This window comes from Streptomyces sp. NPDC053432, from assembly GCF_055585365.1.
Genome location: NZ_JBVJKF010000026.1, coordinates 1 through 18198 on the forward strand (window position 1 = coordinate 1; position 18198 = coordinate 18198).

The window sequence follows — 18198 nt, forward strand, 5'->3', positions numbered from 1 at the left end:
CCCCGCCCCAACTGGCCGGTCCCGCCCGGGGACACCCCCCAGCCCCGCCGGCGTTTGAGGCGCGGGGGCGCGGGGGCGGAGCCCCCGGAACGGCGCCGCACCAGGCACTTGACCCCACGTCTTGACGGCAGCGGCACACGCATAGTCCTATAGTGCTAGGAAGCTAGATGAATAGAGGTGGGCAGTGATCGAGTTTCACCTCGATGCCCGGTCCGGTGTCGCCCCGTACATGCAGCTCGTCCATCAGGTGCGCCAGGCGCTGCGGCTGGGGCTGCTCTCGCAGGGGGACCGGCTTCCCACGGTCAAGGACGTCGCCGCCTCCGTGGCGATCAACCCGAACACCGTGCTGAAGGCGTACCGGGAGCTGGAGTACGAGGGCCTGGTCGCCAAGAAGCCCGGAGTCGGGACCTTCATCTCCGGGACCCTCGGCGACGACGCCTCCCTGTCCGAACACGAGCCGCTGCGGCGGGAGTTGCAGCTGTGGCTGGAGAAGGCGCGGAGCGCCGGACTGGACGAGGAGAGCATCGAGGCGCTGTTCCGGAGCACCTTCCGTGATCGCAGTACGCACACGCACGCGAAAACCGAAGAGGGGAAATGACGGCGATATTGGAAGCCCACGCGCTGGGCAAGCGGTACGGCCGCAAACAGGCGTTGAGCGAGTGCACACTGAGCCTGCCGGCCGGGCGGGTCATCGGCCTGGTCGGCCCCAACGGAGCTGGAAAGTCAACCCTGTTGCAGCTGGCCTGCGGGCTGATCGGCCCGACCTCCGGCAGTATCGAAGTGCTCGGCGGACGGCCCGGGTCGGGGCGTGAGCAGCTCGCCAAGGTCGGGTTCGTCGCCCAGGACACCCCCACCTACGCGGGACTGTCCGTCGCCGACCACCTGAAGCTGGGGGCCCGGCTCAACCCGGGATGGGACGCCGCCCTGGCGGAGGAGCGGATCCGGCAGCTCGGACTCGACCCCGCTCAGAAGGCCGGGAAGCTGTCCGGCGGGCAGCGCGCCCAGGTCGCCCTGACCCTGGCCGTGGCCAAGCGGCCCGAGCTGCTGATCCTCGACGAACCCGTCGCCGCCCTCGACCCGCTGGCCCGGCGGGAGTTCCTCCAGGGCCTGATGGAGTACGTCGCCGAACACGGCACCACCGTCGTGCTCTCGTCCCACCTGGTCTCCGACCTGGAACGGGTCTGCGACCACCTGGTCTCGCTCGTCGCCTCCCGGGTCCAGGTCGCGGGCGACGTCGACGACCTGCTCGCCGGCCACTTCCGGCTCACCACCGCCCGCCGGGACGCCGGCACCCTGCCCGAGGGCATGCGGGTCATCCACGAGACCCACACCGAGCGGCAGAGCACCTTCATCGTGCGGGCCGAGAAGCCGGTCCAGGATCCCTCCTGGGTCCTCGATCCGCTCAGCCTGGAGGACCTCGTCCTCACCTACATGAGTCAGGAGCCCCGGCGATGATCTGGCTGACCTGGCGCCAATACCGCGTGCAGACAATCGTGACCCTGGCCGCCGTGGCCGGGTTCGCGGTCTTCCTCCTGGTCACCGGCTTCCAGATCCGGGACCTCTACGACAGCACCGTCGCCCACTGCCAGGGCGACGCCTGCCAGAGGGCCAAGGACGCGCTGCTCTCCGAGTACCAGACCCTCGCCTACGGCGTCACGAGTGCGCTGATCCTCGTGCCCGGAATCCTCGGGATCTTCTGGGGAGCTCCGCTGATCGCCCGCGAACTGGAGACCGGCACCCACCGTCTCGTCCTGAACCAGAGCATCACCCGCGGGCGTTGGCTCATGGTCAAGCTCGTTGCCGTCGGCCTGGTGGTCGTCGTCGTGATGGGACTGCTCACCCTGCTGGTGACCTGGTGGGCGAGTCCGGTCGACCGGATCAACGTGGACCGGTTCACCGCGATGGCGTTCGGCGGGCGGGCGATCGCGCCGATCGGCTACGGCGTGTTCGCCTTCACCTTCGGGGTGTGTGCCGGACTGCTGATCCGCCGCACCGTGCCCGCGATGGCCGCCACGCTCGTCGCCTTCGCGGCGATCCAGATCCTGGTCCCCCAGGCGATCCGCCCGTACTACATGGCGCCTGAGCGCGCCGACGTCGCGCTCTCCTCGCTCGCCGTGCAGATGGGGGCCCCGACGGAGGGCTGGCAGGGGCTGAACGTCCACCTGCTGGGGTCCGGTGACGACACCCGCCTGGAGGTGGGGGTGTTCAGGGCCGGTGACTGGGTCGTCTCCGACCCGGGCCGGGTCCTCGACTCCTCGGGCCGGGAGGTCGGCGGCACCCAAGGTTGTGCGAAACCCACCATGGACCCCTTCGAGTGCTTCGCGAAGTCGGATCTGCACATCAAGGTGGCCTACCAGCCCGCGGACCGCTACTGGACCTTCCAGTGGATCGAGACGGGGATCTTCCTCGCGCTGTCCGGGCTACTGGCGGGCGTCTGCGCGTGGTGGTTGCGGCGGCGGGTGGCCTGACCGGCGGCCCGGTGGACCAACCGGGGGAGGGGCGGCCGAAGCCAACGCAACTGGCTTCGGCCGCCCTTCCCTTGCCGACCTTACCGAGCTGGGCTCACTCGTGCGGGTGGAGTCGCTGCCGGTGCGGCGCCTTCCGGGGCCCCGGCTCCGCGCCTCAATCGTCGGCGGGGCTGGAGTTCCCGTCGCCTGTCCGGTGCGGCTCCCCACCCGTGGCTCCGCCCCGGACCCCGCTCCCCAATCGCCGGAGGGGCTGGATTTTGCTGCTGTCCGCTGTCCGGAGCGGCTCAAAGACCGGGGCTCCGCCCCAGACCCCGCTCCTCAATCGCCGGAGGGGCTGGGTTTTCCCGTAGGCCGTACGGGGCATGTCGGCGGCCGGTGCGTGCAGTTGGGGATGTGACCCTCTGGTAACAGTGGGTCACATGCCCACCCGAACCATGCTGAGCGCGCTCCTCGGCGCCTCGCTGCTGATCCCCGTGTCGCCGGCCACAGCCGGCCCCGCCGGCCCCGCCGACACGCGGAGTGTCGAGTACCACGGACTCCGGATCGACGTCCCCGCGAACTGGCGCGTCGTCGACCTCGACCGGGAGCCCGGTGCCTGTCTGCGCCTCGACGTCCCCACCCTCTACCTCGGCCACGCCGGCACCCAGGCGAGCTGCACCGGCCGCGCCGCCGTCCGCCGCGCCGACACCCTCCACCTCGAACCCCTCGACGGGGCCCCGCCGCGTGCCGACATCCCGACCATCGGCGACCTGTCCGCGGCCCTGCCCCGCGTCGACAGCAACGAGCTGCGCTACGAACTGCGCCGGGCCGGGGTCGTGGCCACCGTGTCCTACGGGGACGCGCCCGACGCCGTGCGGGGGATCCTCGCCCGGGCGGCCCGTACCGCCGTGGCCGGGGGCCGTCCCCTGGACGTCGTCGTGCCCGCCGTGGCCGCCGGCGCGGCGAAGGCCCAGGAGCCCTTCACCGGCCAAGGCTTCGACGCCTGCACCGCCCCGACCCAGCGGGCCATGGACGCCTGGAAGGCCGAATCCCCCTTCGGCGCGGTCGGCATCTACATCGGCGGCCGCGCGCGGGCCTGCGCCCAGCCGCAGCTCACCGCCGAGTGGGTCACGCGGCAGGCCGGGGCAGGGTGGCACCTGATGCCCATCTGGGTCGGCCCGCAGCCCTGGCGCAGTTCCAGCACCGGACTGTCCACCGAGCTCGCCGAGGCCGACGGGCAGGGCCGCGCCGCCGCCGAGGGCGCGGTGGACGCCGCCCGTTCGCTCGGGCTCGGCGCGGGCACCGTGCTCTACAACGACCTGGAGAACTACACGGACCGCGACACCTGGGACGATCCGGTCGTCGCCTACCTGACCGCCTGGACGGCACGGCTGCACGCCCTGGGATACCGCTCCGGCGCCTACGTCTCGGCGAGCTCCGGCGCCAAGGCGCTGAGCGCCTACCACCAGCAGGCCCCCGACGTCATGCCGGACGTGCTGTGGGTGGCCCGGTGGAACGGCGCGGCGTCCGTGACGGACGCGGACATGGGCCTGCCCCCGGGCACCGGCCAGTGGTCGGGGCGGCGCCGGGCACACCAGTTCCGGGGGGACCACGACGCCTCGTACGGCGAGGTCACGCTGAACATCGACCGCAACTGGGTCGACGTCGATCCGTCCGTGCTCGGTGGTGGTGGTGGCGGTGGCGGCGGGATCCTCCCGCTTCCGGTGCCGCTGCCGCTCAGCTAGCCGGCGCCGGGTCCTCGCGCGGGGGCTCGTCGTCGTTGCCCCGGCGCAGGGTGCGCAGGCCGTGGGCCGGGGTCCAGGAGCGGATGACCAGTTCGTCGCCCTGCACGGTGACGCGGACGACCTCGGTCAGGTCGGCGTAGAAGAGGTGGAAGGGGTGCGGGGTCTCCGTCTCCTCCGCGTACCGGTGCAGCTCGGGCGGGTCGAGCTGTTCCAGCGCGCGGCCGGAGATCCGTACGTCCCCCTCGGGCATCCGGTCGCCCGCGCCCGGGTTCGTGTGGAGGGCGAAGCGCGGGTCGTGCTGCAGGTCCCTGGCCTTCATCGACCCCGGCATCATGCCGAGCCACAGCTCCCCGCCCCGGATGTCGACGTTGAGTCCGGCCACCCGGGGCGAGCCGTCCTTGCGCAGGGTGGCCAGGACGTGGTGCGGGTACTGCGCGAAACGGGCCTGGACGGCCGCCGCGAACTCCGGTTCCGCCTTCTCGAAGACTGCCCAGCTGGTGTGCGTCATACGTCCATCAAAGCGCGGGCCCCGTCGGTCGCAGGTCAGGCGCGCACGATCCCCGCGGCGCGGGCCGCCGCCAGCCAGGCCGGGAACTCGCCGACGAGGCGGTCGTACAGCTCCGCGTCCGGGACCTTGCGGGGGTCCTCGCCCGCGTGGAAGTAGCCGGCGTTGTCGACCTGGCGGCGCTCCGGTACGGGCAGTTCGTCGAGGCGGCGCAGGAAGTCGAACTGCGAGCTGCGGGTGTTGCCGAAGCCGACGAACTGCCAGAAGAGGGGGAGGCGGGCCGCCTTGCACAGGTACTTCTCGGCGGCGAGCTTGTTGATCGGGCCGCCGTCGGTCTGGAAGACGACGAGGGCGGGCGCCGTCGAGCCCGAGTCGATGTAGTGGTCGATGACGGCGTCCATCGCGGCGTGGTAGGCGGTCTTGCCCATGTGGCCGAGGCGGGAGGCGATGGCGTCGACCCGGCCCTCGTGGCCGGCGAGGGAGATCTCCTCCACCGCGTCGACGTCGGTGGAGAAGAAGACCACGGGCACGCGGGCGTCGTCGTCCAGGTGCGCGGACAGGCCCAGCACCCGGTCGGCGAGGGCCTGGACGCTGCCGTCGGCGTAGTACGGCTTCATCGACCCCGAGTAGTCCAGGACCAGGTAGACGGCGGCGCGGCCGTCCTCCATTCCGTGTTTGCGCAGCGAGACCCCGGCGCTCTTGTAGAGGCTCACGAGCGCCGGAGCCGTTTCTTCGACCTTGCGGAGGTTTATCGCGCTGCGCGTCATGCGCCGAGGTTACGTCAACTGACGTCGGCGTATCCGAGTTGGGCGGCGAGCCGGGCACGGTGGGTGGCGGGGGAGCCGAAGAGGAGGGCGGAGCCGTGGGCGCGCTTGAAGAACTCGTGCGCCTCGTGCTCCCAGGTGATGCCGATGCCGCCGTGCAGCTGGATCATCTCCCCGGCGACGTACGAGTACGCCTGCGAGCAGGCCGACTTGGCGGCGGCGGCCAGGTGGGGCGGGGCGTCGGCCGCCGCGGCGGCGAGGGCCGTGGAGCGGGCCGACTCCACGGCCGTGTACATGTCGGCGAGCCGGTGCTTGACGGCCTGGAAGGAGCCGATGGGCCGGCCGAACTGGTGCCGGTCCTTCGCGTACCGGACCGTGGACTCCAGCGCCCGCGCGGCGGCCCCCGCCTGCTCGGCGGCCAGGGCGGTGCAGGCCAGGTCCCGTACCCGGGCCAGGACTCCGGCGCCGTCGGGCGAGAGCAGCCGGGCCGGGGTCCGCGCGAGGGTGAGCTCGGCGAGGGGGCGGGTGCGGTCCATGGTGGCCCGGGCGGTCCAGGCGGCGGGCGGCTCCGTCAGCTCGAACAGCCCTAGCCTGCCGTTGCCCTGGCCGGGCGTGGTGGCGGCGGGTGCGGGGCCGTCGGTCATGGCGGCGAGGACCAGTACGAGTCCCGGTTCGGCCGGACCGGCCAGTACGTACCGCTTGGTGCCGGTCAGCAGCCACCGGTCGCCGTCCGGCTCCGCGAGGGTCGCCATGTCGGCCGCCTCCCAGCCCCCGGGGCGGGGACCGGGGCCGCGCCCCGCACCCCCGCCGACGAGCGCCCCCGGCCCGCCCCCCGCGCCCGGGCCCGGGCCCGGGCTCGCGGGGAGGTCGCCGCCGGGGGTCGGGGTCGGGGCCGGTCCGGTTTCGGTCGGCGCCCCGCGAGGGGATTCGGCCCAGGCCAGGGCGCCCAGCAGGGAGCCCTCGGCCAGGGCCGGCAGGAGGCGGGCGCACGCCTCCGGGTGGCCGGAGGCCAGGAGGGCCTGCACGGTCAGGACTGCGGAGCCCAGGTACGGGACCGGGCTCAGCGCGCGGCCCAGTTCCGACATGACCACGCCGACCTCTACCGGTCCGCAGCCCAGGCCGCCGTACTCCTCCGGTACCGCCAGTGCGGCCGCCCCCACCTGGGTCGTCAGCGGGGCCCAGGCCTCGTGGCCGGGGTGGCGGGCGAGGACCGCGCGCACCGCGTCCCGGAGTTCCCGCTGCTCGGGCGTCCATTCCAGGCCGCTCACGCGTCCTCCCCCCGCGCCGCCCGCCGCAGATGCGCCTTCAGCAGTTTGCCGCCCGCGTTGCGCGGGAGCTCCGCCACCAGGTGGAACCGCCGCGGGACCTTGAAGTTGGCCAGTCGTTCCCGGCTCCACTCGGTGAGTTCGGCGGGGGTGACGGGCGGGCCGGAGGTGACCACGTACGCCACCCCCACCTCGCCCAGCCGCTCGTCCGGGGCGCCGACCACCGCCGCGTCGGCGACGGCCGGATGGGTCAGCAGGACGTTCTCCACCTCCGCCGGGTAGGCGTTGAACCCGCCGACCACGTACATGTCCTTCAGCCGGTCGGTGATGGAGAGGTAGCCGCGCCCGTCCAGGACGCCGATGTCCCCGGTGCGCAGCCAGCCGCCCGGCAGCACGGCCTCCGCGGTGGCGGCGGGGTCGTCCAGGTAGCCGGGGGTGACGTGGTAGCCGCGCACCTGCACCTCGCCCGGCTGCCCGGCCGGCAGCACCTCGCCCAGCGGGGAGGCGATCCGCACCTCGGTGCCGGGCAGCGGCAGGCCGACGGTGTGGGCGACCGTCTCGGCGTCGGCGTCGGTCGGGCAGACGGAGACGACCCCGCCGGACTCCGTCAGCCCGTACGCGGTGAACACGTCGGGCGCGCCCAGCACGGAGCGGATCTCCTCGACCAGCGCGGTCGGGACGGATGCCGCTCCCGTGCCGGCCAGACGCAGGGCCGACAGGTCGTGCGCAGAGAGCGCGGGGTGCCGGATCAGGCCGTGGAAGACGGTCGGCGGGCCCATCAGGCAGGTCACGCGTTCGGCGGCCATCCGGGCCAGGATGCGGTCGGTGTCGTAGACCGCTTCCGGGAGCATCGTCACCCCGCGCAGCAGGCAGGCCAGGACCCCGGCCTTGTAGCCGAAGGTGTGGAAGAAGGGGTTGACCAGCAGGTAGCGGTCCCCGGGGCGCAGGGTGACCAGCTCGGACCAGGAGGCGTAGAGCCGCAGGGTCTGGCCGTGGGTGGTCATGACGCCCTTGGAGCGGCCGGTGGTGCCGGAGGTGTAGAGGATGTCGCTGAGATCGCCCGGGCGGATGCGGTCGGCGCGGGCGAGCCGTTCCGCCTCGGTGACGGACTCCCCGCCGGCCAGGTACGCCTCCCAGGACTCGGGGCCGCTCCCGCCGCGCAGGACGACGGTGGAGCCGAGCGCGCCGAGGTCCTCGCCGGAGGCGTGCAGTTCGTGGACGTAGTCCGTGCCGAGGAAGCCGCGTTCGGTGAAGAGCACGCGGGCGCCGCTGCGCCGGATGACGTCGGCGGCCTCGGCGGGCTTGTAGCGGGTGTTGACCGGTACGAGGACCGCTCCCGCGCCGGCCGCGCCGAGGGCGGCGGTGATCCACCGGCGGCTGTTGGGCGCCCAGACGGCCACCCGGTCCCCGGGCCGGATGCCGTGCGCGATGGCCGCGCGGGCGGCGGCGGCTATCTCGGCGGCGAGCCGGGTGAAGGTCCAGCGGACCTCCCCGTCGGCGAGCGCCTCCCGTTCCCCGTACGCGGCGGCCGCGTACTCGGGGAGCCGGGCGAGCGTAGTGGGCAGTGGCGGTGGCATCGGACGAACCCTCCCTACTTGACGAGCGAGCGTGGGCGGTATCCAATCACAGGTGTTTCGGTTAGGCATATACCTAGTAGAAATATTTGGAGGCTCCCGTGGAGACCCGGACCCAGACACAGAGGCAGACCCAGGAGGACCTCAAGTCGGTCCTGTCCAGCTTCTGCACCGGCGTCGCCGTCATCACGGCGCGCGAGGGCGACGGCCGTCCCGTCGGGATGGCCGTGCAGTCCTTCTCATCGGTTTCGCTGGACCCGCCGCTGGTCTGCTTCTGCCCCGCCCGCACCTCCGGCACCTGGCCGGGGATCCGGGCGGCCGGCGCCTTCGCCGTCAACATCCTGGCCGCCGACCAGCGGGAACTGTGCCGCGGCTTCGCGGTCACGGGCGGCGACAAGTTCGCCGGGGTCCGCTGGCGGGCGGGCGCCAACGGCGCGCCCCTGCTCGACGGCGTGCTCGCGAGCATCGAGTGCGACCTGGAGGGCGTACTGGACGGCGGCGACCACGAGATCGCCCTCGGCAGGGTCACCGCCCTGACCGCGCACCGGGCGGGCGAGCCGCCGCTGCTCTACTTCCGGCGCGCCTACGGGCGCTTGCCGCGCTCGCCCCGGGCGGCGGCGAGCTCCTCGATGTCCTCCAGCATGGCGGCGGCCAGGTCGCGCTCGGAGGCGTAGTAACGCTCGGCCCACTTGAGCGTGAGCGTCGGGTACGCCCAGGCGGACTCGTCCTGCGCGCCCTCCACGTCGGCCACCGCCCGGCGGCGCATCTTCTCCGCGAACTCCTGGTGCTGGACCAGGACTTCCCGCATCTGCTCGGGCTCCAGCAGGTGGCCCAGCCACAGCCGCAGCATCGGCCCGTGCTTGAGGACCGGCGGATCCACGGGGGCCTCGCGGGCCCATTCCCGTACGGCCGCCATGCCCTCGCCGGTGATCCGGTAGACCCGCTTGTCGCGGGTGCCGGTGTCCTGGCTGACCATGCGGGAGGAGGCGTAGCCGGCCTTCTCCAGGCGCTTGAGCTCGCTGTAGATCTGGCTGAAGGACGGGCTCCAGTAGAAGAAGCGCAGCGACCAGTCCGACCACTTCTTCAGGTCGTACCCGGACAGCTCCTCCCCGAAGGAGAGCAGCCCGAGCACCGCCCAGCTGGTCGCCGGGAGCGTGGGCCTGTCCGCCCCGCCTGTCGTCTCGTCCGCCTTCTCTTCTGCCACGCAGCGCAGTCTACGACCGGTCCCCGCGGCGCCCTTCCCCCTGAGGGGTATGACTGCTAGAAGTATTCCTATTCGAAATAGTGAATCCCCCGGATGGAGGGACCTCCCCGTGAAGTTCTCGATGATCTTCGAGGCCCAGCTCGTCGACCCGACCCCCGAGCGCGAGCGCCAGGTCATCCACGACTGCGTCGAACAGGCCGTCCTCGCCGAGGAGATGGGCTTCGACCGGATCTGGGCCGTCGAGCACCACTCGCTGACCCAGTACGCCCACATGAGCGCCTCCGAGATCTTCCTCACCTGGGTGGCCGCCCGTACGCGGAAGATCCGCATCGGCCACGGCGTCGTCACCATGCCCTTCGGCTACCAGCACCCGGTACGCGTCGCCGAGCGCGCCGCGATGCTCGACGTCCTCTCCGGCGGCCGCGTCGACATCGGCGCCGGGCGCGGCGCCACCCGCCAGGAGATGTCCATGTACGGGGTGAAGCCCGAGGACACCTACCCGCAGATGGAGGAGGCTCTGCGGATCTTCGCCGCCGCCTGGCGGGAGCCGGAGTTCGAATGGCACGGCTCCATCGACATCGGCCCCGGCGCGATCCTGCCCCGCCCCGTCCAGGACCCGCACCCGCCGCTCTTCATGGCCTGCTCCAAGCACGACACCCTCAAGCTCGCCGCCGAACTCGGCATCGGCGCCCTGGTGATGGGCTTCGCGGGCGCCGACGACGTGCGCGCCATGCGCAAGGTCTACGACGAGGCCATCGCGACCCGCACCGGCGAACGCCTCGTCTCGACCGAGGTCAACGACCACCTCTCCGCCCTCTGCCCGACCATCGTCCTCGACGACGCCGAGCGCGCGCTGCGCCTCGGCACGCGCGGCCAGCGGTTCTTCGCCGAATCCATCGCCCACTGGTACGGCAACGCCCCCGCACCCACCGGCTACGCGGAGGACGAGGACCACGTCGCGGCCCTGGCGCAGGGCCGGGAGGAACTCGTCGCCAGGCTCCACGAGGCCAGCATCCCGGCCCGGCCCGTCGACACCGGCACCTACAACGCGGAGCACGCCTACGGCAGCCCCGAGACCGCCATCGCGTACGTCGAGCAGCTGCGCGAGATCGGCGTCGACGAGGTGATGTGCCTGATCCAGATGGGTACGGTCCCGCAGGAGGCCTGCCTGGAGACCATCCGCCAGTGGGGCGAGAAGGTCATCCCGCACTTCCGCGCGACGGAATCGGAGCGCTGAGCCATGGGCATCTCCCTGGAAGGCAAGGTCGTCCTCGTCACCGGAGCCGGACGCGGCCAGGGCGCCGCCGAAGCGTGCCTGTTCGCCGAGGCCGGCGCACGGGTCGTCGTCACGGACGTGCGGGAGGAGGAGGGCCGGACGGTCGCCGCCTCGCTGGGCGACCAGGGCCTGTACGTACAGCACGACGTGACCGACGCGGCGAGCTGGGCCGGTGCCGTCGATGCGGCGGTGTCGGCCTTCGGCACGCTCTCGGCCCTGGTCAACAACGCGGCCCTGTGGCGCACGGCCCACGTCGAGAAGCAGTCCCTGGCGGACTTCGAGACCCTGCTGCGGGTCAACCTGCTCGGGCCGTTCCTCGGCATCCAGGCGGTGGCACCCGTGCTGCGGGCGGGCGGGGGCGGCTCGATCGTCAACATCTCCTCCACGGCCGGACTGGTCGGCATCCCGGGCCACGCCGCCTACGGATCGACCAAGTTCGGGCTGCGCGGACTGACCCGGTCGGCGGCGCTGGACCTGGCCGGGGACCGGATCCGGGTCAACTCGGTGCACCCGGGGGCCATCGACACCCCGATGGTGGCGGAGGCGGTCGCGGGCCGCGACTGGTCGCACGTACCGCTCGGGCGGATGGGGCGGCCGGAGGAGGTCGGGGAGCTGGTGCTCTTCCTGTGCTCCGACGCGTCCTCCTACGTGACGGGCACGGAGTTCACCGTCGACGGCGGGATGACGACCGCATGAGCGACGGGCTCTCACCGCAGGCCAGGCGGCTGTGCGACGCGATGGCGGCCGGCTTCCCCGGGCCCGGCGACGTGGCGGCCCTGCGGGCGGCCGCCGTACCCGGGCCGCCGGGCCCGGACCTGGCCTCCGTGTACGACGCGGTGGCCGACGGGGTCCCGGTCCGGGTCTACGACCCCGAGCCGGGCGCCGGCGGCCGCCCCCTGGTCGTGTACTTCCACGGCGGGGGCTGGGTGATGTGCGGGCTCGACACCCACGACGCGCTGTGCCGCCGACTGGCGGCGGCCTCGGGCGCGGTGGTCGTCTCCGCCGACTACCGGCTCGCCCCGGAGCACCCCTGGCCGGCGGCGCCGGACGACGCGCTGACCGTACTGCTGTGGGCCCGCGCCGAGGCCGCCGCGCTGGGCTGCGACGCGGACCGGGTGGTGCTGGCGGGGGACTCCAGCGGGGGCAACCTGGCCGCCGTGACCGCCCTGCGCGCGTCCGGACTCGCGGCGGGCCAGCTGCTGTTCTATCCGCCGCTGGACGCCTCGATGGGCTCGGCCTCGGTGGAGACGTACGCGGAGGGGTACTTCCACACCGCCGCCCACATGGCCTGGTACTGGGACCAGTACGGCGGCGACCCTGCGCATCCGCACGTCTCGCCGCTCCACGCCCCCGGCCTGTCGGGTCTGCCGCCCGCGCTGATCGTCCTCGCCGACTGCGACCTCCTGCGGGACGAGGGCCTCGCGTACGGGCGCCGGCTGGCGGCGGCCGGAGTGGACTGCACCGTCCAGCTCCACCCGGGCGTCTTCCACGGCTTCCTGGGGCTGTCGCTCCCGGCCGGGGCCGAGGCCCTGCGGGCGGCGGCGGCGTGGGTCGCGACGGTCGGATGAGGGGGGCGGGGCGGCCGGGTTCGAACCGGCGTCCTCCTTCAGTGGAGCAGGCGCACTGCCTCTGTGCTACGACCCCGCCCAGCCGGTGATCTCAGACGGCAGCCCAGGCATGATGTGTCCATGGCTGAAGCGATACGGAGGCTGCCGGGGGCGCTGCTGCGCAACTGCCTGCTCCTGGCAGCGGAGTTCGCGGCGATCTGGCTGCTGCGGGGCCCCGAGGGGGCGTGGATCCCGGTCCTGCTCGCCGTCTTCGTCATCGGCGCCGCCGTACCGCACGGCACCGGCGCCGAGTTCGTGGCGCGCACCGCCGTCGCGCTCGTCGCCGTGGGGGTGGTGTGGGCCGGCGGGGCCGCCTGGGACCGGCACACCCTCCACGACCGGGGCCGGGAGGAGGCCGCGGTGGTGATCTCGCGGACCATGGTGGAGGACGGCTCCGGCCTCTCCCCGTCCCTGCGCCTGCGCACACAGGCGGGCCGGGACCTGCCGGGCTCGCTGTCGAGGGACCTCGCGGTCGGCGCCCGCCTCACGGTCACCGCGGACCCCGACGGCCCGGCCTGGTCGCCCGGCCCCCGCCCGTCCGAACCCCTCTGGCAGGCGGCGGGCACGGCCGCGCTCCTGCTGTTCCAGACGGCGCTCGTGGGCCGCCTCTCCCTGCGCCGCCCCCGCGACTGAAACCCGCTGGTCAGGGCCGGGGTCTGAACCCTAGGGTCGCGGCATGTCCACCACGGCCGAACCCACGACCACCCTCTGGCGCCCCACCGGCCCCGTCGAGCTCGACCTGGTCCGCGCCCTCGACTGGCGGGCCTGGCCCCCGCGCCTGCCCGAGCAGCCGATCTTCTACCCGGTCATGAACGAGGACTACGCGGTCCGCATCGCCCGCGACTGGAACGTCAAGCACGACGGCGCGGGCTTCGTGACCCGGTTCGAGGTCGAGACGGAGTTCCTCACCCGCTACCCGGTCCAGCAGGCCGGCGGCCGGACCATCCTGGAGCTGTGGGTCCCGGCCGAGGAGCTCGATGAGTTCAACCGGCACATCGTGGGGCGCATCGAGGTCGTGCACGAGTTCCGCCCGGAGGCCTGAACCGGGAGGACTGCCCGGTCCGGGGCCCCGCCCGGTCCGGGGCCAGGACCACCGCCCGCCGGATGTCCTACTGCTTGATCAGGTACGAGCAGCCCTTCGTCTGGGTGACGCCGTCGCTCTCCACGACCTTCTTGCCGTCGACCTTGATCACGCACGGCGCCTGCTGGAGCTTGCCGTCGGGGCCGGTGATCGTTCCCGGGACCACGTTCACCAGGTAGCCCACCTTCTGCTCCGCGGGGGTGAGTTCGGCGGTGCCCGACTTGGTCCACGGCAGGGTCTGCTGTTCGAAGCCGCTGCCGATGCCGCTGTACATGACCGCCGTCCTGCCCGTGCCGCCGACCTCCAGGGTCACTTCGTGCGTCGCGCCGCCGGACTTGCCCGCCGGTGCGGAGGACGCGGGGGCGGCGCTCGGGGAGGCCGCGGCCTTCCCCTGGTCGGCGGCGGGCTTCGGGGCGTCGCTGCCGCAGCCGGTGAGCAGCACCGCAGCCGCCGCCGCGCACAGCGTCATCATCCCGGTGGTCGTGCTTCGCATGTTCGCTGTACCTCGTTCTGCGTCGTCCGTCGTACGTCCGTTCACTAGGGATGCCATCAGATCCCTTGTCGGTTCCCTACGTTGACCCCATGACGAAACGAGCCCGCTCCTTCGACGCCGCCGCCGCGCTCTACCGTGCGAACCGGCCCGGCTATCCGCCCGCCCTCTTCGACGCCGTCGAGGAGCTCGCGGGACGGCCGCTCGCCGGGGCGCGTGTGGCCGACGTGGGGGCCGGGACCGGGATCGCCACCGCGTTGCTGCGCGAGCGCGGGGCCGAAGTGCTCGCCGTGGAGCCCGGGGACGGGATGGCCGCCGAGTTCCGGCCGGCGAACCCGGGGATCCCGGTCGTACGCGGCGACGGGGACCGGCTGCCGCTGGCGGGCGCCGCGTTCGACTTCCTCACGTACGCCCAGGCCTGGCACTGGACCGACGCCACCCGGTCGGTCCCGGAGGCCCGCCGTGTGCTGCGGCCCGGCGGCGCGCTCGCGCTCTGGTGGAACGACCTGGACACAGGCGTCCCCTGGATCGCCGAGCAGGACGAACGGCTCCGCGCCTTCTTCGGGGCCACCGGGCTCCCCACCCGGGAGTCCCTGGACGGGCTGGACGTCATCACCCGCGAAGTGCGGTGGTCCCGGCGGATCCCCCTCGCCATGCACCTCGCCAACACCGCCAGCCACTCCGCCTTCCTGCTGCTCGGCGAGGAGGGCACCCGTACCTTCCTCGACGCCGAACGGGCCCGGTTGGAGACCCTGTTCCCCGACGGCACCGTCGAGGAGAGTTACGTGGTCACGCTGAAGCTCGCCGTGATGTGAGACGGCCCCCGGTAATCGGTGGACGCCCCGGGGCGGGGTCCGCCAGGTTGTGCCCCATGAATTCCATCCTGCGGCTCTTCTTCCTCGCCAACGAGGGCCTCGCCTTCTTCCTGGAACTCGCGGCCCTGGCCGCCCTGGCCCGGTGGGGCTGGACCCGGGACGTCGGCCGGGGCTGGTCCATAGGCCTCGCGGTGGCCGCCCCGCTCGCCGCCGCCGCGCTCTGGGGCATGTTCGCCGCGCCCAAGGCCACCTACGACGTACCGCTCCTCGTCCAGATCGCCGTCAAGGTGCTGGTGTTCGGGTCCGCCACCCTCGCGCTGTACGCGGTCGGGTGGCGGGCCGGGGCCCTGTGGTTCGGCGGGATCGTCCTGCTGAACAACGCCCTGGCGGTCTACTACCGCAGCCGCGGCTGAAGGACCTCCGCCCGGCAGGCCGACGGCCCGCCCCACGCGTCGCGCAGCGGGCGGGCCTTGCGCAGCCACAGGGAGAGGTCCAGTTCCTCGGTGTAGCCCACGGCACCGTGGAGCTGCAGGGCGCTCAGGGCGGCCGCGTACGCCGCCTCGCCCGCCGTCAGCTTGGCCGCCGCCACGTCCGCCGGGGACAGGCTCAGGGCGGCCGCCCACAGCAGCGGCCGGGCGAACTCCAGGCCCAGCAGGGTGTCCGCCAGGCGGTGCTTGACCGCCTGGAAGGAGCCGATCGGGGCCCCGAACTGGGTGCGCTGCTTGGCGTACTCCACCGTCCGGGCCAGCAGCGCCTCACCCACCCCCAGGCACTGGGCCGCCGTCAGCAGCCGCGCCCACAGGCCGGCCGCCTCCGCTGCCGCCGTGACGGCCGGGCCGGCCGCGAGCAGTTCGCCGCCGGGCGCCGGGACCGAGAGCCTGCGCGCCGGATCCAGGGAGGCCGCCGGCTCCCCGCCCTCCGCCAGACGCAGTTCATCCGCCTCCGACACGGTGAAGCAGTACGTGGCCGCGTCCGCGTCCAGGGCGTACGGGCTCCCGCCGGGCAGGGTCAGCGTCGCCGAGGTCCCGCCCCCGGCCAGCCCGGGCAGGAAACGCTCGGCCACCGCCTCGTCCCCGAGTCCGCAGAGCAGTACGGACACCGCCGCGCTCTCCACCACCGGCCCCGGCACCCCGGCCCGGCCCAGCTCCACGAAGCCCAGGGCCAGCTCCAGCGGCAGCAGGCCCGCGCCGCCGTACTCCTCGGCCGCGGCCAGCGCGAACAGGCCGGTCTCCGCGAGGCGGGACCACACCGTCCGCCCCGGGCCGTACTCGCCGTCCGCCCAGGCCCGTACCGCCGCGGGCACCTCCGCCGCCCCGAGCAGGGAGCGCAGCGTACGGGCGAAGTCCGACTGTTCGTCGGTCAGCAGGAAGCGCATCAGCGGCGGCCCTTCGGGAGGCCGAGCAGCCGCTCGGCGATGATGTCGCGCTGGATCTCGTTCGTGCCCGCGTAGATCGGCCCGGCCAGGGAGAAGACCCACGGCTCGGCCCACTCGCCCTCCGCCAGCTCCGCGTCCGCGCCGAGCAGGTCCAGGGCCGTCTCGTGCAGGGCGATGTCGTACTGGGACCAGAACACCTTGTTCAGGCTGGACTCGGCGCCGAGGTCCCCCACTCTCGGCTCCGTTCGAGCGGGGGCGCCCCCTCCCCCCGCCGCGAAGCGGGAGGCGCTGGCCCAGGTGAACAGCTCGTAGGCGCGCGCCCCGACCACCGCGTCCGCCACCCGGTCGCGCAGCGCCGTGTCGGAGGGGTCGCCGGCCGCCTCCCACAGGGCCCGCAGCCGGCCGGCGGCCGCCAGGAACCGGCCGGGGGAGCGCAGGGTGAGCCCGCGCTCGTTGCCCGTGGTGGACATCGCGATCCGCCAGCCCTGCCCCGGCTCGCCGATCACGTCCTCGTCCGGAACGAAGACCTGGTCCAGGAAGAGCTCGGCGAAGGCCGGCTTGCCGTCGAGGCGGCCGATGGGCCGCACCGTCACCCCCGGCGCGCGCAGGTCGAACATCAGGTACGTCAGCCCCTGGTGCGGCTTGGCGGCGTCCGGGTCGGTACGGAAGATGCCGAAGGCCCGGTCGGCGAAGGCGGCCCGCGAGGACCAGGTCTTCTGCCCGGACAGCAGCCAGCCGCCCCCGGTGCGCACCGCCCGCGATTTCAGCGAGGCCAGGTCGGAGCCCGACTCCGGCTCGGACCAGGCCTGCGCCCAGATCACCTCGCCGCTCGCCATGGAGGGCAGCACCCGCGCCCGCTGCCCGTCCGTGGCGTGGTCGAAGAGGGTCGGCGCGAGGAGGTTGATGCCGTTCTGGGAGACCCGGCCGGGCGCGCCCGCCGCCCAGTACTCCTCCTCGAACACCAGCCACTTCACGATGTCGACGCCCCGGCCCCCGTACTCCTCGGGCCAGGACACCACCGACCAGCGGTCCGCGTGCAGCCGGGCCTCCCACGCGCGGTGCGCGGCGAAGCCCTCCTCCGTCTCCAGGGAGGGCAGGGGGTCGGCGGGCACGTGGGCGGTGAGCCAGGCCCGTGCTTCGGCCCGGAAGGCCTCCACATCCGGTGCGTGGTCGAGGTTCATCAGGCATTCGCCTCCTTCATGGCGGTGACGTCCATGCCGCCGAGCGGGTCCGCGGCCGTCTCCGCGTTGTGGGCGTGCGCGAGGTGGTGCAGGCCGAAGACCGAGTCCATGCCGGTGTGCAGGCCCTGGAGGTCCTCGGCCTGGTTGACGGCCCGCTTGGTCAGGGCCAGGCCGAAGCCGGGCATCCCGGCGACGCGCAGGGCGAGGCGGGCGGTCTCCTGCGCCAGGGCGGCCCGCTCCACGACCCGGTTGACCATGCCGATCTCGTACGCCCGGCGGGCCGGCATCCGGTCGCCCGTGTACAGGAACTCCTTCGCGATCCGCGGGGGCATCGCCCACGGGTGCGCGAAGTACTCGACGCCCGGGATGCCCATCCGGACGACCGGGTCGGCGAAGAAGGCGTCCTCGCTCGCCACGATCAGGTCGCAGACCCAGGCCAGCATCAGCCCGCCCGCCACGCAGGCCCCCTGCACCGAGGCGATCACCGGCTTCGGCAGCTCCCGCCAGCGCCGGCACATCCCCAGGTACACCTCCGACTCGCGGGCGAAGCGGGATTCGGCGCCCGCACGCCGCGAGTGGTCCCACCACAGCCCGGCCCGCCGCTCGAAGGGCAGGTGGGCGTCGCGCTCCGGGGTGCCGATGTCGTGGCCCGCGGAGAAGTGCTCACCGGCCCCGCCCAGGACGACCACCTTCACCTCGGGATCGTCGGCGGCGCGGTAGAAGGCGTCGTCGAGGGCGTACGTCATCGCGCTGTTCTGCGCGTTGCGGTAGCGGGGGCGGTTCATGGTCACGTACGCGACCGGGCCGCGGCGCTCGTAGAGCACGGGGGTGTCGCGGGTGTCATGGGGGGTGTCGTCGGGCATCCCTGG

General features: G+C 73.4%; 21 protein-coding genes and 1 tRNA gene. 12 read left to right on the top strand and 10 right to left on the bottom strand.

The features are described 5' to 3' along the window. Positions 1-184: 184 nt before the first annotated feature. The 4 genes from ACZ6Y1_RS31735 to ACZ6Y1_RS31750 all read left to right on the top strand — a co-directional run bounded on the left by ACZ6Y1_RS31735 (position 185) and on the right by ACZ6Y1_RS31750 (position 4192). Positions 185-598, top strand: coding sequence for a GntR family transcriptional regulator (locus ACZ6Y1_RS31735; protein WP_469637866.1), 414 nt, complete (start codon positions 185-187; stop codon positions 596-598). Further along, entirely contained in the window at positions 595-1455 is an 861-nt protein-coding gene (locus ACZ6Y1_RS31740; RefSeq protein ID WP_469637869.1) for an ABC transporter ATP-binding protein, read from the top strand. Before ACZ6Y1_RS31735 ends, ACZ6Y1_RS31740 begins: the two co-directional genes overlap by 4 nt. Then, positions 1452-2468 carry an ABC transporter permease subunit gene (locus ACZ6Y1_RS31745; RefSeq protein WP_469637872.1) on the top strand — a complete coding sequence of 339 codons (1017 nt, stop codon included), beginning with the start codon at positions 1452-1454 and terminating at the stop codon, positions 2466-2468. The genes ACZ6Y1_RS31740 and ACZ6Y1_RS31745 overlap by 4 nt, the downstream gene beginning before the upstream one ends. A gap of 419 nt (positions 2469-2887) precedes the next feature. After that, the gene (locus ACZ6Y1_RS31750; RefSeq protein WP_469637874.1) at positions 2888-4192 is read left to right on the top strand and encodes a DUF1906 domain-containing protein; all 1305 of its coding nucleotides are present in this window, start codon (positions 2888-2890) and stop codon (positions 4190-4192) included. On the opposite strand, the gene ACZ6Y1_RS31755 is transcribed toward ACZ6Y1_RS31750, so the two are convergent. The 4 genes from ACZ6Y1_RS31755 to ACZ6Y1_RS31770 are packed head-to-tail and all read right to left on the bottom strand — an operon-like array spanning position 4185 to position 8303. Beyond that, positions 4185-4700 (bottom strand): pyridoxamine 5'-phosphate oxidase family protein, encoded by a 516-nt coding sequence (locus ACZ6Y1_RS31755; protein ID WP_469637877.1) that lies wholly within the window; start codon positions 4698-4700, stop codon positions 4185-4187. The two genes, ACZ6Y1_RS31750 and ACZ6Y1_RS31755, sit on opposite strands and share 8 nt — an antisense overlap. 35 nt (positions 4701-4735) lie before the next feature. Beyond that, positions 4736-5464: a VWA domain-containing protein gene (locus ACZ6Y1_RS31760; RefSeq protein WP_469637880.1), complete on the bottom strand. Its 729-nt coding sequence runs from the start codon at positions 5462-5464 to the stop codon at positions 4736-4738. Between the two features lie 14 nt (positions 5465-5478). Further along, the gene (locus ACZ6Y1_RS31765) at positions 5479-6729 is read right to left on the bottom strand and encodes an acyl-CoA dehydrogenase family protein (RefSeq protein ID WP_469637885.1); all 1251 of its coding nucleotides are present in this window, start codon (positions 6727-6729) and stop codon (positions 5479-5481) included. Next, positions 6726-8303 (bottom strand): FadD3 family acyl-CoA ligase, encoded by a 1578-nt coding sequence (locus tag ACZ6Y1_RS31770; RefSeq protein WP_469637888.1) that lies wholly within the window; start codon positions 8301-8303, stop codon positions 6726-6728. Before ACZ6Y1_RS31770 ends, ACZ6Y1_RS31765 begins: the two co-directional genes overlap by 4 nt. A gap of 98 nt (positions 8304-8401) precedes the next feature. On the opposite strand from ACZ6Y1_RS31770, the gene ACZ6Y1_RS31775 reads away from it, so the two are divergent. After that, a complete protein-coding gene (locus ACZ6Y1_RS31775) occupies positions 8402-8974 on the top strand; it encodes a flavin reductase family protein (protein WP_469637890.1) in 573 nt (190 codons plus the stop codon). On the opposite strand, the gene ACZ6Y1_RS31780 is transcribed toward ACZ6Y1_RS31775, so the two are convergent. Then, complete coding sequence (locus ACZ6Y1_RS31780; protein WP_469637894.1) at positions 8884-9504, bottom strand: PadR family transcriptional regulator; 621 nt, start codon at positions 9502-9504, stop codon at positions 8884-8886. The two genes, ACZ6Y1_RS31775 and ACZ6Y1_RS31780, sit on opposite strands and share 91 nt — an antisense overlap. Positions 9505-9613: 109 nt before the next feature. On the opposite strand from ACZ6Y1_RS31780, the gene ACZ6Y1_RS31785 reads away from it, so the two are divergent. From ACZ6Y1_RS31785 to ACZ6Y1_RS31795, 3 genes are read left to right on the top strand one after another with little or no spacing between them, the layout of a single operon-like run. Next, entirely contained in the window at positions 9614-10741 is a 1128-nt protein-coding gene (locus ACZ6Y1_RS31785) for an LLM class flavin-dependent oxidoreductase (RefSeq protein ID WP_469637897.1), read from the top strand. Positions 10742-10744: 3 nt separating this feature from the next. After that, on the top strand, positions 10745-11476 hold the full coding sequence (locus tag ACZ6Y1_RS31790) for an SDR family NAD(P)-dependent oxidoreductase (protein ID WP_469637900.1): 732 nt from the start codon (positions 10745-10747) through the stop codon (positions 11474-11476). After that, positions 11473-12348 (top strand): alpha/beta hydrolase, encoded by an 876-nt coding sequence (locus ACZ6Y1_RS31795; RefSeq protein ID WP_469637903.1) that lies wholly within the window; start codon positions 11473-11475, stop codon positions 12346-12348. The genes ACZ6Y1_RS31790 and ACZ6Y1_RS31795 overlap by 4 nt, the downstream gene beginning before the upstream one ends. A gap of 4 nt (positions 12349-12352) precedes the next feature. Here the strand turns inward: ACZ6Y1_RS31795 and ACZ6Y1_RS31800 are convergent. Next, positions 12353-12426 (bottom strand) — tRNA-Ser (locus tag ACZ6Y1_RS31800). 42 nt (positions 12427-12468) lie between these two features. Here ACZ6Y1_RS31800 and ACZ6Y1_RS31805 point away from each other — a divergent pair. Both ACZ6Y1_RS31805 and ACZ6Y1_RS31810 read left to right on the top strand, forming a co-directional pair. Next, complete coding sequence (locus tag ACZ6Y1_RS31805) at positions 12469-13020, top strand: hypothetical protein (RefSeq protein ID WP_469637906.1); 552 nt, start codon at positions 12469-12471, stop codon at positions 13018-13020. Positions 13021-13063: 43 nt separating this feature from the next. Further along, positions 13064-13429, top strand: a complete 366-nt coding sequence (locus tag ACZ6Y1_RS31810; RefSeq protein WP_469637909.1) for a hypothetical protein — start codon at positions 13064-13066, stop codon at positions 13427-13429. Between the two features lie 67 nt (positions 13430-13496). Here ACZ6Y1_RS31810 and ACZ6Y1_RS31815 read toward each other — a convergent pair whose 3' ends face one another. Beyond that, positions 13497-13961: a hypothetical protein gene (locus tag ACZ6Y1_RS31815; protein ID WP_469637912.1), complete on the bottom strand. Its 465-nt coding sequence runs from the start codon at positions 13959-13961 to the stop codon at positions 13497-13499. A gap of 89 nt (positions 13962-14050) precedes the next feature. On the opposite strand from ACZ6Y1_RS31815, the gene ACZ6Y1_RS31820 reads away from it, so the two are divergent. Then, on the top strand, positions 14051-14773 hold the full coding sequence (locus ACZ6Y1_RS31820; protein ID WP_469637915.1) for a class I SAM-dependent methyltransferase: 723 nt from the start codon (positions 14051-14053) through the stop codon (positions 14771-14773). A gap of 56 nt (positions 14774-14829) precedes the next feature. Beyond that, positions 14830-15186 (top strand): YrdB family protein, encoded by a 357-nt coding sequence (locus ACZ6Y1_RS31825; RefSeq protein ID WP_469637918.1) that lies wholly within the window; start codon positions 14830-14832, stop codon positions 15184-15186. On the opposite strand, the gene ACZ6Y1_RS31830 is transcribed toward ACZ6Y1_RS31825, so the two are convergent. From ACZ6Y1_RS31830 to ACZ6Y1_RS31840, 3 genes are read right to left on the bottom strand one after another with little or no spacing between them, the layout of a single operon-like run. Then, a complete protein-coding gene (locus ACZ6Y1_RS31830) occupies positions 15168-16148 on the bottom strand; it encodes an acyl-CoA dehydrogenase family protein (RefSeq protein WP_469637921.1) in 981 nt (326 codons plus the stop codon). The two genes, ACZ6Y1_RS31825 and ACZ6Y1_RS31830, sit on opposite strands and share 19 nt — an antisense overlap. Then, complete coding sequence (locus tag ACZ6Y1_RS31835) at positions 16148-17329, bottom strand: acyl-CoA dehydrogenase family protein (RefSeq protein ID WP_469637924.1); 1182 nt, start codon at positions 17327-17329, stop codon at positions 16148-16150. Before ACZ6Y1_RS31835 ends, ACZ6Y1_RS31830 begins: the two co-directional genes overlap by 1 nt. Continuing rightward, a complete protein-coding gene (locus ACZ6Y1_RS31840; protein WP_469637926.1) occupies positions 17329-18192 on the bottom strand; it encodes an enoyl-CoA hydratase in 864 nt (287 codons plus the stop codon). The genes ACZ6Y1_RS31835 and ACZ6Y1_RS31840 overlap by 1 nt, the downstream gene beginning before the upstream one ends. Positions 18193-18198: the final 6 nt, after the last annotated feature.

Coding starts and splice junctions, on each gene's coding strand:
- ACZ6Y1_RS31740 (WP_469637869.1), top strand. CDS start 595: ATGACGGCGATATTGGAAGCCCACGCGCTGGGCAAGCGGTACGGCCGC.
- ACZ6Y1_RS31745 (WP_469637872.1), top strand. CDS start 1,452: ATGATCTGGCTGACCTGGCGCCAATACCGCGTGCAGACAATCGTGACC.
- ACZ6Y1_RS31750 (WP_469637874.1), top strand. CDS start 2,888: ATGCCCACCCGAACCATGCTGAGCGCGCTCCTCGGCGCCTCGCTGCTG.
- ACZ6Y1_RS31755 (WP_469637877.1), bottom strand. CDS start 4,700: ATGACGCACACCAGCTGGGCAGTCTTCGAGAAGGCGGAACCGGAGTTC.
- ACZ6Y1_RS31760 (WP_469637880.1), bottom strand. CDS start 5,464: ATGACGCGCAGCGCGATAAACCTCCGCAAGGTCGAAGAAACGGCTCCG.
- ACZ6Y1_RS31770 (WP_469637888.1), bottom strand. CDS start 8,303: ATGCCACCGCCACTGCCCACTACGCTCGCCCGGCTCCCCGAGTACGCG.
- ACZ6Y1_RS31790 (WP_469637900.1), top strand. CDS start 10,745: ATGGGCATCTCCCTGGAAGGCAAGGTCGTCCTCGTCACCGGAGCCGGA.
- ACZ6Y1_RS31795 (WP_469637903.1), top strand. CDS start 11,473: ATGAGCGACGGGCTCTCACCGCAGGCCAGGCGGCTGTGCGACGCGATG.
- ACZ6Y1_RS31805 (WP_469637906.1), top strand. CDS start 12,469: ATGGCTGAAGCGATACGGAGGCTGCCGGGGGCGCTGCTGCGCAACTGC.
- ACZ6Y1_RS31810 (WP_469637909.1), top strand. CDS start 13,064: ATGTCCACCACGGCCGAACCCACGACCACCCTCTGGCGCCCCACCGGC.
- ACZ6Y1_RS31815 (WP_469637912.1), bottom strand. CDS start 13,961: ATGCGAAGCACGACCACCGGGATGATGACGCTGTGCGCGGCGGCGGCT.
- ACZ6Y1_RS31820 (WP_469637915.1), top strand. CDS start 14,051: ATGACGAAACGAGCCCGCTCCTTCGACGCCGCCGCCGCGCTCTACCGT.
- ACZ6Y1_RS31825 (WP_469637918.1), top strand. CDS start 14,830: ATGAATTCCATCCTGCGGCTCTTCTTCCTCGCCAACGAGGGCCTCGCC.
- ACZ6Y1_RS31830 (WP_469637921.1), bottom strand. CDS start 16,148: ATGCGCTTCCTGCTGACCGACGAACAGTCGGACTTCGCCCGTACGCTG.
- ACZ6Y1_RS31835 (WP_469637924.1), bottom strand. CDS start 17,329: ATGAACCTCGACCACGCACCGGATGTGGAGGCCTTCCGGGCCGAAGCA.
- ACZ6Y1_RS31840 (WP_469637926.1), bottom strand. CDS start 18,192: ATGCCCGACGACACCCCCCATGACACCCGCGACACCCCCGTGCTCTAC.